17 protein-coding genes and 1 pseudogene are annotated in these 14399 nt (G+C 27.5%); 3 read left to right on the top strand and 15 right to left on the bottom strand.

Annotation, left to right across the window (positions count from 1 at the left end; all coding sequences use genetic code 11):
- Positions 1 to 50: 50 nt before the first annotated feature.
- The 4 genes from ARA19_RS08155 to ARA19_RS08140 form a co-directional block, all read right to left on the bottom strand.
- Positions 51 to 2402 (bottom strand): ABC transporter ATP-binding protein/permease, encoded by a 2352-nt coding sequence (locus ARA19_RS08155; RefSeq protein ID WP_055070481.1) that lies wholly within the window; start codon positions 2400 to 2402, stop codon positions 51 to 53.
- A gap of 179 nt (positions 2403 to 2581) precedes the next feature.
- On the bottom strand, positions 2582 to 3907 hold the full coding sequence (locus ARA19_RS08150) for a 6-phospho-alpha-glucosidase (protein ID WP_055070480.1): 1326 nt from the start codon (positions 3905 to 3907) through the stop codon (positions 2582 to 2584).
- A gap of 253 nt (positions 3908 to 4160) precedes the next feature.
- The gene (locus ARA19_RS08145) at positions 4161 to 5714 is read right to left on the bottom strand and encodes an alpha-glucoside-specific PTS transporter subunit IIBC (protein ID WP_055072085.1); all 1554 of its coding nucleotides are present in this window, start codon (positions 5712 to 5714) and stop codon (positions 4161 to 4163) included.
- Positions 5715 to 6036: 322 nt separating this feature from the next.
- Positions 6037 to 6795 (bottom strand): MurR/RpiR family transcriptional regulator, encoded by a 759-nt coding sequence (locus tag ARA19_RS08140; RefSeq protein WP_055070479.1) that lies wholly within the window; start codon positions 6793 to 6795, stop codon positions 6037 to 6039.
- A 472-nt stretch (positions 6796 to 7267) separates the two neighbouring features.
- Between ARA19_RS08140 and ARA19_RS08135 the strand changes: the two genes are divergently transcribed.
- Genes ARA19_RS08135 through ARA19_RS08125 form a run of 3 tightly spaced genes read left to right on the top strand, consistent with a single transcriptional unit; the run spans position 7268 to position 8266 of the window.
- Entirely contained in the window at positions 7268 to 7630 is a 363-nt protein-coding gene (locus ARA19_RS08135; RefSeq protein WP_055070478.1) for a DUF2089 domain-containing protein, read from the top strand.
- A gap of 17 nt (positions 7631 to 7647) precedes the next feature.
- Positions 7648 to 8028 (top strand): hypothetical protein, encoded by a 381-nt coding sequence (locus ARA19_RS08130; RefSeq protein ID WP_055070477.1) that lies wholly within the window; start codon positions 7648 to 7650, stop codon positions 8026 to 8028.
- Between the two features lie 10 nt (positions 8029 to 8038).
- Positions 8039 to 8266, top strand: a complete 228-nt coding sequence (locus ARA19_RS08125) for a hypothetical protein (RefSeq protein WP_055070476.1) — start codon at positions 8039 to 8041, stop codon at positions 8264 to 8266.
- 202 nt (positions 8267 to 8468) lie between these two features.
- Here ARA19_RS08125 and ARA19_RS08120 read toward each other — a convergent pair.
- The 11 genes and pseudogenes from ARA19_RS08120 to ARA19_RS17785 form a co-directional block, all read right to left on the bottom strand.
- Positions 8469 to 9693 (bottom strand): annotated as a pseudogene (locus tag ARA19_RS08120) (IS256 family transposase).
- A 173-nt stretch (positions 9694 to 9866) separates the two neighbouring features.
- On the bottom strand, positions 9867 to 10649 hold the full coding sequence (locus ARA19_RS08115; protein WP_055070475.1) for a hypothetical protein: 783 nt from the start codon (positions 10647 to 10649) through the stop codon (positions 9867 to 9869).
- A gap of 361 nt (positions 10650 to 11010) precedes the next feature.
- The gene (locus tag ARA19_RS17990; protein WP_055070474.1) at positions 11011 to 11235 is read right to left on the bottom strand and encodes a hypothetical protein; all 225 of its coding nucleotides are present in this window, start codon (positions 11233 to 11235) and stop codon (positions 11011 to 11013) included.
- 187 nt (positions 11236 to 11422) lie between these two features.
- A complete protein-coding gene (locus ARA19_RS17985; protein WP_242862441.1) occupies positions 11423 to 11587 on the bottom strand; it encodes a recombinase family protein in 165 nt (54 codons plus the stop codon).
- Between the two features lie 235 nt (positions 11588 to 11822).
- Positions 11823 to 11930, bottom strand: coding sequence for a recombinase family protein (locus ARA19_RS17980; protein ID WP_242862411.1), 108 nt, complete (start codon positions 11928 to 11930; stop codon positions 11823 to 11825).
- Between the two features lie 133 nt (positions 11931 to 12063).
- Positions 12064 to 12276: a hypothetical protein gene (locus ARA19_RS08105; protein WP_242862410.1), complete on the bottom strand. Its 213-nt coding sequence runs from the start codon at positions 12274 to 12276 to the stop codon at positions 12064 to 12066.
- Positions 12246 to 12374: a hypothetical protein gene (locus ARA19_RS18130; RefSeq protein ID WP_278321690.1), complete on the bottom strand. Its 129-nt coding sequence runs from the start codon at positions 12372 to 12374 to the stop codon at positions 12246 to 12248. The genes ARA19_RS08105 and ARA19_RS18130 overlap by 31 nt, the downstream gene beginning before the upstream one ends.
- A gap of 16 nt (positions 12375 to 12390) precedes the next feature.
- Positions 12391 to 12609, bottom strand: a complete 219-nt coding sequence (locus tag ARA19_RS08100) for a DUF960 family protein (protein WP_055070473.1) — start codon at positions 12607 to 12609, stop codon at positions 12391 to 12393.
- A gap of 157 nt (positions 12610 to 12766) precedes the next feature.
- Entirely contained in the window at positions 12767 to 13054 is a 288-nt protein-coding gene (locus tag ARA19_RS08095; RefSeq protein ID WP_055070472.1) for a hypothetical protein, read from the bottom strand.
- Positions 13055 to 13071: 17 nt separating this feature from the next.
- Entirely contained in the window at positions 13072 to 13383 is a 312-nt protein-coding gene (locus ARA19_RS08090; RefSeq protein ID WP_242862409.1) for a hypothetical protein, read from the bottom strand.
- A 110-nt stretch (positions 13384 to 13493) separates the two neighbouring features.
- The gene (locus ARA19_RS17785; protein ID WP_242862408.1) at positions 13494 to 14354 is read right to left on the bottom strand and encodes a hypothetical protein; all 861 of its coding nucleotides are present in this window, start codon (positions 14352 to 14354) and stop codon (positions 13494 to 13496) included.
- Positions 14355 to 14399 lie beyond the last annotated feature (45 nt).

Below are 14399 nucleotides of genomic sequence, written 5' to 3'. Positions count from 1 at the left end.
CAAATTTACTTACTATATCATATATTAATTAGTAAGTTTATAATTTTAGTTTATTCACTTCTAAGTGCCTCTACTGGATTTTTTCTAGCTGCTATTTTTGATGGTATCCATCCACCTAACATTGTAAGTGCAACACTTATTATTAATAAAGCTACTGCATGTACTGGATTTAAGTTTGCTATTGATTCTAAATCAGTCATTTTATATAAAATATTATTTATTGGTATTGTTAGTAACCATGCAATTCCTATACCTAATAACCCTGAACTAGCCCCTATTATAAAAGTTTCTGCATTAAATACCCTAGTAATATCTTTTTTTCTAGCTCCCAATGCTCTTAATACACCAATTTCTTTAGTTCTTTCTAACACTGATATATAAGTTATAATACCTACCATTATTAAAGATACAACTAATGATGTAGCAGCAAATGCAACTAAAACTATAGTTATTCCATCCATAATTCCACCAGTCATATCTGATATTGCCTTTGATAAATCTGTATATACGATTTTATCATTAGATGATTTATTTTCATTGTAACTATCTAAATAAGATATAACTTGATCCTTATCTTCAAAATTATTTGGATATAACATAACTGCATAAGGAGTTTCATCTCCTCCAAGATATGCTACTAAATTTTCCTTAGTTTCATCATCAATAGGTTCTCTTGACATTACATTATAGTCAGCATCTTTTTGAGCTTTTACTATATCAGATTCCTTTGCTCTTTCTATTACTAATTCAGTTAAATCATCACTATATGCTATTCCTTCGCTTATCATAGGAACACCTGCATCTTCTTTAAGACGTACTATAGCACTTAAGGTTAATGTAAGTGAATCCTTTGAGTTGTACATTTTTTCATAATCCTTTGAAGGCATATAGGTATTAAATTGTGTTTTTTCATAGTAATCATTGTTTGATATTAATTTAAATTCCATACCAACTAAATCTTTAAATTTAATACTCTCCAAATCCTTTGTATCTATTCCAAGATTCTTCATAGCATTTATATCCACTCTATTTTTTGAATCTACTATAAGTACTAAATCTGTTTTTGACTTAGGATATTTTCCTGCTAATAGATCATAATTTTTTTCTATAAAGGATGCATTATTATCTTTTGTAGAGCTCGGATAAGAAGCTAGTCCAGTTGCCATCTGACTCATAGGTAGCATATTCATCTCATTTTTCTCACTAGCACTAAAAGTTATAGGTTTTATTTCATCATCAACTTTCCTTAAAAGATTCATGGATGCAATTCTTGTATAACCTATATTATCAACAATTTGAGAATCTATTTTTTTAATATAATTTATATAATCCTCTGATATATTATTTTCATGTGTTATTGTAGATTCACTTGAGTCATACAAATAAGCTTCATCTGAATCTACATATTCAACTACTCCCATAACCTTATCATTCATTTCTTTTCTTTTAGATTCCATAGCTTCTTTACTAATTTCTTGAGCTTGTTTAGTAATTGTAATTGGATATTCTGCCAATGCATCTTCTTGAACTTCTGATATCTTAGCATCAAATCCATTTGATAAACTAAGTATAAGAGCAATTCCTATAATACCAATACTTGAAGCAAGTGCTGTTAAAAAAGTTCTTCCCTTTTTAGTCTTTATATTCATTGCTGATAATTTTAAGGCTGTAAAAAAACTCATACTTGTTTTCTTTAAGGAATATTTCTCTTTTTTAGCTTCAACATCTAAAGGATTTGAATCTGATACTATACTACCATCCCTAAATTCTACAATTCTATCTGCATAATCTTTAGCTAATTCTGGATTATGAGTAACCATTATAACTAATTTATCCTTTGATATTTCCTTTATTAATTCCATTATTTGTACACTTGTTTTTGTGTCTAATGCACCAGTAGGCTCATCTGCAAGAATTATATCTGGGTCATTCGCTAAAGCCCTTGCAATAGCAATTCTTTGCATCTGCCCTCCTGAAAGTTGATTAGGCCTTTTGTGTATGTGATTCTTTAGACCTACTCTTTCAAGAACCTCAAGAGCCTTCTCTCTTTTTGCCTTAGCTGATATTCCACTTAAAGTCATTCCCATTTCAACATTTGATACTATATCTAAGTGTCCTATTAAGTTATAACTTTGGAATATAAATCCTATACTATTATTTCTATATGAATCCCATTCAGAATCTGAAAATTCCTTCGTTGATTTCCCATTAATAATTAAATCACCTGAATCATACTTATCAAGTCCACCAATGACATTTAAACAAGTTGTCTTCCCTGATCCACTTGGTCCTAATATGGCTACAAATTCATTTTCTCTAAAATTTAAAGATACATTATCTAGTGCTACCTGTGTAAAATCACCTGTAATATAACTTTTCTTTATATTTTTTAATGTAAGCATAAATCTCTACCCCCTTTAGCAATAATTAAAATATACACACATTACATTAACTGAACATTAACTTTTCACTATTTTAATTAAAGTAACTTTTAATAAGAGGTATGAAATCAGTTACTCACATTTATCTTTAAAATAAAAACTCAAAGATAGATAAAAACTATCCTTGAGTTAATTTCACTTTATTTTAATTCTGGCCAATATTCTTTATTAGCTTCTATTAAGTCATCTAATATTTCCTTAGCAACAGTTGCACTTGGAACTGTTTTTGATAACGTTATTGCTTGCCATAATTTTTGATATGATTTTTCTGCCCAAGCCTCAACAACTAACTTTTCTACAGCAACTTGCTGTTCCATAAGTCCTTTTTGGAACCTTGGAATATCTCCAATTGATAATGGTTCTGGTCCATTTGAACCAACTATACAAGGTATTTCAACCATTGCTGTTTCATCAAAGTTTCTAATAGCTCCTTTATTTTCTACTATTAATAACATTCTTTCTTGAGTGTTAAATGCAATAGCTCTTGCTAAATCAACTATATATGAAGCATGTTCATCTATATGAAGTTCTGAATTCTTAGCTGTTCCAGCCTCAGCAATCTTTTTACATTCTCCAAATACAAACTTTTCCCTTCCATCCATAACTTCATTTGCTCTTGTGTATTCTTTATTAGAATGTTCTACAACATAGTCTGGGAACAAATAATATTTTAAATAAGTATTTGGTAAGTGAGTTGGATCTACAGCAAATATATCTTTAGCCTTTGCAAAGGTATCATTCCAACTAGCATCTGTGTGTTGATTTTCATCTATTTTTACAGTATATCCATACTTTGCTACATGTTCTTTTATTTGTGGCATTAAATCATGACCTTCTTTATCAGTAATACTTGACCACCATCCAAAATGATTTAATCCAAAATATTTAACTATCATTTCTTTTCTTGACTCTAAACCTAGTATTTCAGCCATATGAGTTTCTATTCCTATAGGCATATCGCAAATATTTAATATCTTTGAATTTGGCTTTAATAATCTAGTAGCTTCTGCAACTATAGCTGCTGGATTTGAATAATTTAGCATCCATGCATCTGGTGAATACTTTTCCATATAGTCTATAAGTTCTAAAATTCCACCAATAGATCTCATTCCATAAGCTATTCCGCCTGGTCCACAGGTCTCTTGTCCAACTACTCCATGCTTTAATGGAATTTTCTCATCTAATTCTCTCATAGCATATTTTCCAACTCTTATATGAGCCATAACAAAATCTATATCTGTAAATGCTTCCTCTGGATCTGTTGTAGCTCTAAATTCTATTTCTGGAGCATTTTCCTTTAAAATTATCTCACAAGCCTTTGCAATATCATCTTGTCTTTTAAAATCATTATCATAAAACTTTATTTTTCTTATTGGAAATTTACCTAGATTATCTAATAACATAAGTACAATTCCAGGAGTAAATGTACTACCTCCACCAGCTATAACAACAGAAAACTTCTTCATATAAAAATCCCCCTAAATCAAATAATTTATTATTACTTTTTTTATTTAAATTGTAATCATTTACCTTATGTCTTTATAATAGCAAAGAAAAAAGCTTAAAACAATAGTTCTAGGCCCTTTAGGGAATAATCTCACAGGTTGAAACTTAGTATCATAAGTTGTGAAAATTCACAGCTAAAGTTTATGAAAATTACAATGTTAAAAGGATGGACAAAGGAAATTTTAAAAACTCCTTGTCCATCCATATTTAAATTTAAACTAATAATTTTTCGAAATCTTCTCTTACCTTAGGAACTGATAAACCAACAATTACTTGTATAGCTTTCCCATTCTTAACTAACCCATGAGCTCCAGCTCCTTTAAACACTTCTACATCTTGAACTAGACTTTCATCCTTAACTGAAATTCTTAGTCTCGTTGCACAATTTGTAACATCAACAATATTATCTTTTCCACCTAAAGCTTCTAAAAATATAGTTGCTTTTTCAGCGTTAGGTGCTTTTTTCTTATTTCTATAATCTTCTTTATTATACAATTTTACTTCTGCATTATCTTTTTCTCTTCCTGGTGTTAGGAAGTTAAACTTTAAAATTAAAAATCTAAATACAACGAAATAAATTCCTGTAAAAATAATTCCTACAATAACTTGCATAATATAAATATTAGCATGATACTTTCCTAAGGGAATCCAATTAAGTGCTGCCCATTCTATTAGCCCACTACCAAAGTTACCAACTAAACCTAAAGAATAAGAAACTGCTGAAAGTGTTGCTGCTAAAAGTGCATGAACTAAAAATAATACTGGAGCTATAAATAAAAATGTAAATTCTAAAGGTTCCGTAATTCCTGCAACCACTGCTGTTAATGCAGCTGGTATTAATAAACCTGCAACCATTTTCTTCTTCTCTGGTTTAGCTGTTGAATATATTGCTAAAGCTATTCCAACGCATCCAAATACCTTTGATAATCCATGAAGAGCAAATCCTCCTGCTGGAAACATAGCTTTAAGACTTTGTGCTGAATTTGCAAAATCACCTAAATGAGTTGCCCAATAAACATTTATTCCCCCTTGGACCACTGCTGAATCAAATATAAATGGTGAATAAATAAAATGATGTAAACCAGTAGGTATTAACATTCTTTCAAGAAAAGTATAAACCCAAACCCCTGTAGTTCCTGATGATGTTAAAAATCCTTGCAAAGAAGATATAACGCCTTGAACCTTAGGCCAAATAAAGGCCATAGCAAAAGCTACTGGTATCATTATAAAAAATGCTATCATTACTACAAATGATGAACCTTTAAAAGTTCCTAAAAATTCTGGTAATTCAAAATCAAAAAATTTATCATGTAAGTAAACTACTATACCAGCTATTAAAATAGATCCTACCATTCCTATATCAAGAGTTTTTATCCCTGCAATTAAAGTTAATCCTGAATTTCCACCAACTTCTTGAGCAAAATCAACTCCAAATGATGGTCCCCAAATATTAAGAATAGCACTCAAAAAATAATTAAATATTAAATATACTACTAAAGCTTCCATACAAGCTCTAGCTTGTTGCTTTTTTGCAAGTCCAATAGGTAATCCTATAACAAATAAAAGTGGTAACTGTCTAAAAACTGTCCATGCTCCTTCTTCTATTAATGTCCATATGTTATACCATGTCGTTCCTGTTGCAGCCATTGATCCCATTATCTCTTGATTCTTAAATAAAATTGAAAAACCAACCATAATACCTGCAAAAGCAAATAATAACACTGGAGTAAACATAGCTCCACCAAATCTTTGAACTTTTTGCATCATTTTTTGCATCATTTTTTCCATCCCCCTTTTTAATTCTCAAAACCATTTATAGGTAAATAATAACAACTCTAAAAAACGTTTTCAATATTTTTGTCTACTTTAGGTATTTTTATCTCATATTGATATATCTTCACATTTACTGTGAAATTTCACAAATATTAAAATAAAGTATTATACCTTTTTCTTATCAAACAAATCTTGTAAATTACTAACTTAAAATAAAAATTAAACAAAAAAAGCCTATATGATGGAGCTTACTTATATAAAATTAAAATAATTTTTTTAACTTTATATAATCTTCTCAATAATACAGGCCTTAAAGTCACCTTAATTTATTATTTTTAAATTCAACATATTTACTAAATAAAATTTCTACAAGAGTAAAAAACAAACTAGTAGATTCATATTCTGTTCCATTTCCAACTTTACCAATCGACGTATTTATATATAAATTTTCATGACTTACTCTTGCTAATTCGTTATTCTTTAATTTTGTTATAGAAATAATAGGAATATCTTTAATGTTTAATTTCCTTGCTAAATTTCTTATATGATTAGATTCCCCTGTTAATGAAATGATTATTATTACATCTTCCCTCGTCATAGAGCTTAATAAAATTTCAGCTTCCCGATCTCCATGGATGCTATAAAAACATTCTTGACCAGATAAAAATATTCTTTTTAGTTCTCCTGCTACAGCACTTTGAACAGCACCTGTTCCATATACAAATACTCTTTTAGCATTATATATTAAATCACAAACCTTAGTAAAATCTTTTTCTTTCATATCTGAAACAAATTTAATAAAATCATTACAAATAACATCAGAAAAATTCTCCGTATTTTCTTTTATTTCATCAATTGACCACTTTAAATATATCTTTAATTCACTATAACCTTTTAATGTAAGCTTTTTAGCAAATCTTAGTATGGTTGTCCTAGAAACATTACACCTCATTGCTAATTCATCTATAGTTAATGTTGAACATAATTTTTTATTTGCCACAATATACTTCCATATATACAAATCATTTTCATTAAAGTTATCATAATTTTTATTAACCAATTCCTCTAGTTTCATATAATGTCCCCCTAATAGCAGCAATTTTTATTCTTACTAAAAATTCATTTTCTCAATATACAAATTATACCATATTAATATCTATAAATAATATAGTAATTAGCAAATTAATTATGACTAACATTTAAATTTTATACTTTTTGAAATCATAGCATATCTTTTTTAGAATCTATATGATGATTAATAGTTTCATACTTATAAAATAAAAATTCATTAAATATTTAATTATAATCTCCATTATAAATTAGTTTCTTTATTTTTATTGCTATCATTTTTAAACTATTTTCTAAACAAAATTAACATAATAAAACTCATTGATTTTAAATTAATAAATTCAATACATAAATTAATTTTGTTAAATATACAGACACTAAATATTAATAATAATAATTTATAATTAAAAATATTCAATAAAACTATTTACATTTCATTAAAAAAGAAGTAATCTATTCTTAAAGATTGGAGGCAATTTATGTATAAATTATTAAGTCATTGTCCAGTATGTTCCAATAATCTAAAAGCAACAAAATTAAAATGTACTAATTGTAATACTGTTATAGATAATGAATTTGAATTATCTAAATTTGATTACTTAAATAATGAGCAATTATATTTTATAGAAACTTTTATAAAGTGTAGGGGAAATATAAAAGAGGTTGAAAAGGAACTGGGTATTTCATACCCAACAGTTAGAGCAAAATTAGATGAGGTTATTGAAAATTTAGGTTATTCATCAAAAGAAACTAAGGTTAAAGAAGATAATAAAGATATTTTAACTGCTCTAGAAAAGGGAGATATCTCAGTTGATGAAGCAATTAACAAATTAAAAGATTAAAATTAGGAGAAATTATTATGAATGATGATGATATTATTATAGTATTAAAAATGGTTGAACAAGGCAAGATTTCTGCTCTTAAAGCAAAGGAAATAATTGATACTTTAAACAATACTAAGGCTGTTGCACCTAAAAAGTATGAAGATAAATTTTTAAAAGTTAAAGTCCTAAGCCATGAAGGAGATAAGGTTAATGTACAGTTACCAATTAAAGTAATTAAAGAAGCATTAAAAGCTACTGGTAAATTACCTATATCTACATATATTGAAGCTATAGATGGAATTGATATAGATGAACTAATGAATGCTCTAGTAGCTTGTTTAAATAATGAAGTTATAGGAGAAATAGTAGATATCTCTTCTAGTAAAGGAGATACAGTTAAAATAGTTATAGATTAGAGGTTTCTATATGATAGTTTCAATAAAAAGTAAAGAATTTAACTTAACCTTACCAGTTCCCTTATCTATGGGTGGTCTAATAATAAGATGTATTCCCAAAAAACAGCTTAATACTGAACAAAAAAAGATAGCTTTACAACTTTTTAAAACAGTAAAAGGTAGCTTAAAACCTTATAAAGGATTAAAAATTGTAGAAGTTGTATCACAAAATGGCGAACATATTACTGTTACAATATAAAAAAGGCATGTCCAAAAAAAGATTGAGAGAGACTAGATATTTTTGTGTAAATAATATTTTCTTATCGAAATAATACTGGAATTTTTAATATTTCAGTATTATTTTTTTACTTATTGGAATACTAAAACTAAGTATTTTTTACTTTTTTAGTATGTATTAAAAAATTACTTATTATACATTGTTATTTTAAATGTACAGGTTTTTAAGCTAATTCATCATTTATTTGATTTTTGAACATCAACGTTAACTGGTTAGCATGGCACCCCAATTAGGCGTAGGTTGAGTCCACTTTTCCATGATTTCCATTGTAGCTAAATAAATACACTTATTTAATATTCATCAGTAGGAAAAATAACTCTAACCTTAGTAAACTTACGAATTTGACGATTAAATCCTTCTAAAATATTTGTAGTATAAATCCTTTTTCTTATTTGAGATGAAAATTCAAAAAATGTTGATAGATTCAACCAATTATTATACCAAGAATCATTACTATAGCATATTTAGAGTGCCATTTCTCTTTTAACATATCTAATTATGCTAACGCAAGTTCCTCTGTTGAAGCCTTATAGACTTCCTTTAGATTTTTCATAAATTCCTTTTTATCTTTAGATGCCACATATTTTATTGAATTTCTTATTTGATGAATTATACAAGTTTGAATATTAACTGACGGGAAAACGTTTTTTATTGCTTGTGGAAGTCCTTTTAAGCCATCCATGCATGCAATAAGTATTTCTTTTACACCTCTATTTTTTAGGTCATTACATATTCCAATCCAGAATTTAGCTCCTTCTGCTTCGTCAACCCAAATTCCTAATATATCTTTGTAGCCATCCATATCATAAGCTAAGCATATGTAAACAGCTTTATTAACTATTTTCCCATTACTTCTAACTTTAAAATACATTGCATCCAAATATACTATAGGATATATACGGTCTAACAGTCTATTTTGCCATTCAACAGCACTACTTAATACTTTATCTGTAATTTTAGACACCGTAGATGATGAGATTGTAATACCATATAAATCTTCTATTTCAGCTTGAATGTCACTAGTACTCATTCCTTTAGTATATAAAAATATTATTTTTTATCTAATTCATTACATACTGTTTCATATTTTTTAATTATCTTATGTTCGAATTCACCATTTCTATCTCTAAGTATATTGAGATCAACATCTTCAAATGAACTTCTTAAATTTTTTTACTATAACCATTTCTATAATTGACTCTTTCAAAATCTTCATCGTCTAAACGTTGATATTCACTCCTTCCGAGGTGTTCTTCCATTTCACCTTCAAGGATATTTTCTAATACATCTTTAACAAGTTTTTAGATTAAACCATTCTTGCCCATAACATCATCAATAGTCTTACATTTTTTTATTTCTTCATTGTAATCAAAATTGCTATTTTTCATATAATTACCTCCAAATCAATCAGTTATATTATTCCAAAAACACCAATCAATCACACAAAACACTCCATATAGAATTATTTTTACACAAATCTATACAGAATCTCAAGATGTAATCTAATAAAATTCATTTAATTCATGAAATTGAATTATAAATTGTTCTACCCCGATTATTTTTATTTCAATAACGAATGTATCACTTTAATAATGGTCAATCCGTAATCAACAAAGAAGTTCTTTTGCTCTTCCGAATAGGAATTTCTTTCTGCTATTGCTTCATCTGCAGCATGCCTAAAGCAATGCATTTTCTTTCTATAGCTTGTCACTATATCGTTAGTAATGTAATCAAAACAAATCTTAGGATAATCAAGCGTGATAAACTTCCCATTCTTCTTTAATAAGTTTTCTATCAAGTTTGCTATCTCAGCAAGTTTTTCATCTGTGCTCATATTATTGAAAGATGCTTGTCGATTTGATATCTCGACAAACTTTTGATTTATCAAATTATCTATATCAATATGACTAGATTTCAATTCGAAGGTAAAACTTGCAATAAATTTTCTTCTAACTGCGTATCGAACGGTTCCATTATCATCATCTCCCTGAGCAATAATTCTGTTTCTTATTTCTCCATAAGTAAAGCAACTAGGATCTACAGGTGATCTCGCCAAGACTCTAGGAAATTCTTTTATCTCATATCCCATTTTATATAAATAATACGTTATAAGATGAAACCAACATTTCTTTTCACTACTAGAAAAATCTACCTCAGGCTGGCATAATTCCCTGAATTTTTTTATCGCTTCCTCTACATCATACACTTCAAATTCATAATCCTCTCCTTCCTTATATCCACTAAAAATATCGTATATCCTATTAACATTCTTAATTGAATCATGAAAACGATAATGATATTCTGCTTCTTGTATATTTTGAAAATAAAATTCTTTTAAATCCATCCTAACACTCCAAATCTTTTAAGTAATTCTATAATGCGTCTTCAGATAATCATCACTATAAATTCTAAATTTATCTAACAACTATTTTTACTTAATAAAATTATACTATTTATCTATAATAACCTCAATATCCTAAATTCCTCATTACTACTACTCTCTATATAGCAATATATAAGTTCAATGTTTTTATTCTAACATTTTTTCTTTGCTTATATAGTGAACCAAGTTATCATTTATTTTCAGTTTTATTGAATCAATTTCCCTTGATTTATTTATAGTTATTTCTGATATTATCATATGTAACAACTTCTTCTATTGCTCTCTATCTATTCTTTCTAGTTCCTTCTTTACTGAATTTATCTTATTCTCTCTCTTTATTAACATTCTTTATTGTTGACTTAATCATCTTTTCATTAGAAAGTAGCTCTGATAACTTACTAAATACATACTCATTGGCTTTATCAACTCTTATCATATTTGAACTGCAAGAACTTGTACCTTTATTCTTCCATGCTCCACAACAGCAATAGACTATCCTTTTCTTAATACCATCTGTTAACTTATTAGTAGTTCTTGAAATCACCATACCAATTCACATTTAAGACATCTTAGTATTCCTATTCACCATCATATATTCTTGCCGACTTCCCTTTCTTACTTTCCATAATTGCTTATACTTTATCCCATAGCTTTTCATTTATTATAGGTTCATGTATTCCATCTGTTATTATTGGATTAGTATTGATATTCCTTCTTCTCTTTTAGCTTCAGTTCTATCTTACATTGTATCTTATTTTACCTATGTAAACAAGATTAGTTAGAATATCTCTTATTGAACCTACTGAAAAATTATTACCTTTCTTAGTCTTATAACCTAGTTTATTTAATTGATTAGTAATAACCTTATAACCTTTACCATTAGCATATTTATTGAATATAAATCTAACTGATTCTGCCTCTCTTTCATTAATAGCTAATTTTCTTTTAGCTCCCTGTTGCTTCTCAATCGGTACTAAATCATCTCCTAATCCCTACCCTCCTCACCATTCATTCTCCTTATTTTTGTAATCAATCACCATTTTTTATATTTTGAGCTATTGTTCCACGTTCAAATTCCTCAACTAAAGCCATCATTTGAAATTACATTTTTCCTGCTAGTGTATCTGTTTCAAATTACTCTAAATAAGACTTAAATGTTATATTGTTCATTTCTAATATTTCAGCTATTTCTAATACATGGGTTAATCTCTTACTTATACGGTCTATCTTCCATACAAGCACGATATCGAAATCTTTATTTTCTGCATCCTTTAGTACCTCCTTTAAAGCTGTCTATTATTAATAGCTTTTCGACTAATTCCTCTATCTGAATAACACTTGGTTACTATGTAATCCATCTTATTACACCATTCAGTTATAGCCTTTCTTGTTCAGCAATACTGTAACCTTCTTCGAGCTCTACATATACTAAGGTTTCTTTATCATAGCTTGTACCATTACATAACTCTTCAACCTTATTGAAGTCTTTTATCAATATGAATTGAGTGTAATTAAGCTCTTCTTGTAACTTCTTTAAATCTATTTCTTTTTTATCATTCAATTTATTATTAATTCTCTTGAATTCCACTGATTAGCTAGTTTTCCATCATAAAAATCAAAGCGCATTACTCTTAGGAGCTCTTTACTATCATAATCAAAAGTCTTTTTTTTACTTAATTTCTTCATTTTCTCCTCCATCTCATCAATATTCCCAAGGAAATAACATAATCGAGCAATCTCCATTATCTATTATGTAAACCTTAATTCCTTCTTTTCTTATCTTGAATACTTTCAAGTAATCTATCTCAACATTTCCTTCACTCTTCAATTTATCAATCATACTCCACATAATAAGTTGCAATCTTATATCTACTTCCTCATTTACTCCTCTAGTTACATATCTATTACTTTTACTAAACATTTCTCCTTTTTATTACAACTTTTTATAATTATCCTTTCATCTTTAATTACATCTACACATATAATTCTCTTCATTCACCTTTTACCGCCTAAAAATAAAAGTTTTAATCACTACATCAATAGCAATTAAGACTTTATATATTACCTATTTCTTAGTTTTACATTATTACAAATTCATCTGAAAACGCTTTATTCTTTATTGATTCTTTTATTATCTCTATTAATTCTAATTTTGTAACATCAAGTCTTCTTGAAATATAAGTTTCATCACCTCTTCTAGTTGATTTATACACACAAAATCCTACTTTATTTCTTTTTAGCTCTTTTATGTAGACCTTCTCTAATAAGTATGTATATTCATCATCTCCAATTTTTCCTTGATTTATTATCTTACAATACTTAGTTTCTTTGATTATCTTTTCTTCTTTTACATTCTTCTTACTCACATTAAATTAACCTCCTTTTATTCTAATAGGAACTTAGAAAGTTCTTTAGTACACACTACTACAATTGAAAAATCGCTTGAAAGTAAAAATAGTGAAGAAATCCAATTAACATCTTCACTACATTCAATAACATCAATATATTCTGGTATTAAGCCTTTTAATTTATCTTGTTTCAATATTTCGATAACAACGATATTTTCTGCTATAACTACATATCCACCTAAGTCAGTTTCTATATTTCGTTCCTCTCCATATAGTACATTTAAGACAACTATATTTTCTCTTATACTTTTAATAACCTCTATCAGTATATTATGTAATTTATTCAATTATCTTTCATTATAAACCTTTTTCATTCTATATTCTCCTTTCTAATTATAAAAACTCTTACCTATATATAAATACAAATAAGAGCTTCTATTATTAATAATATATATATTTATATATTTTCATATAACTTTTCTTTCTCATATGATATTAAATCAGACTTATTAATTAATTCATTATTCTTTATATATTCTATAACTTTATCCTCATCTATATCACTTGGTATGTTATATGATAATTTATTTATTGCTGAGCTTGGTACCCCATATTCATATAGAACTGATAAGTTATCTCTTATAAACTCATTTTCTATTTTATTAGCATAAAATATATAATTACCTGGCTTAATATCTTTTTTATTACATATAAATTCCTGTAAATTATTGATTACACTTAACCACTTAGGAACTTTATATTGAAACCAATGTTTCAATATCTGAAAGGATTGCTGGATAGCATTATCTAATAATTCTATATCAGTTTTGTCTTTATTATTATTTTTTAAATATAAGAAATTTTCTTTAACTAATCTAATTATATTAGAATCATTCCCATAATCAAAAGTAACTTTAATAAGTTTATTTATAGTCATTGGTTTAGTTGTTTCACCCATTTTTATAAAGTTATCCCAAGCTAAACTTAATACATATTTTAGTTGCTCATATGTTGGAAATCCAGACCAAGATACTAAATTATATTTATTTTTAATGTCTTTCTCTAATATTCTTAGTACTTCTATTTGTCCTTTAATCGATACTCCATTCTTTCTTACTAACTGTTTTATATCTTCTGGAATACCTTCGAGCTCTTTATATTGATTACTATATTTATCTCTTATATCTTTATAATTAATATTAATTAATACTTCATCTGATACTGGATTCTGTTCAAAAAACGGAATATCAACTATCATATTTTCTATAGGAGGCTCCGGATTAAAATTATATATATTTCCAATATAATGAACCATCATTCTACCAGCTCTCCCCTTTATATTACTATAATCAAAATAATCTAT

Source organism: Clostridium massiliamazoniense (assembly GCF_001403635.1).
Classification (GTDB): domain Bacteria; phylum Bacillota; class Clostridia; order Clostridiales; family Clostridiaceae; genus Sarcina; species Sarcina massiliamazoniense.
The sequence above is the reverse complement of the archived record's forward strand: the minus strand, read 5'-3'. Positions and strand labels throughout refer to the sequence as shown.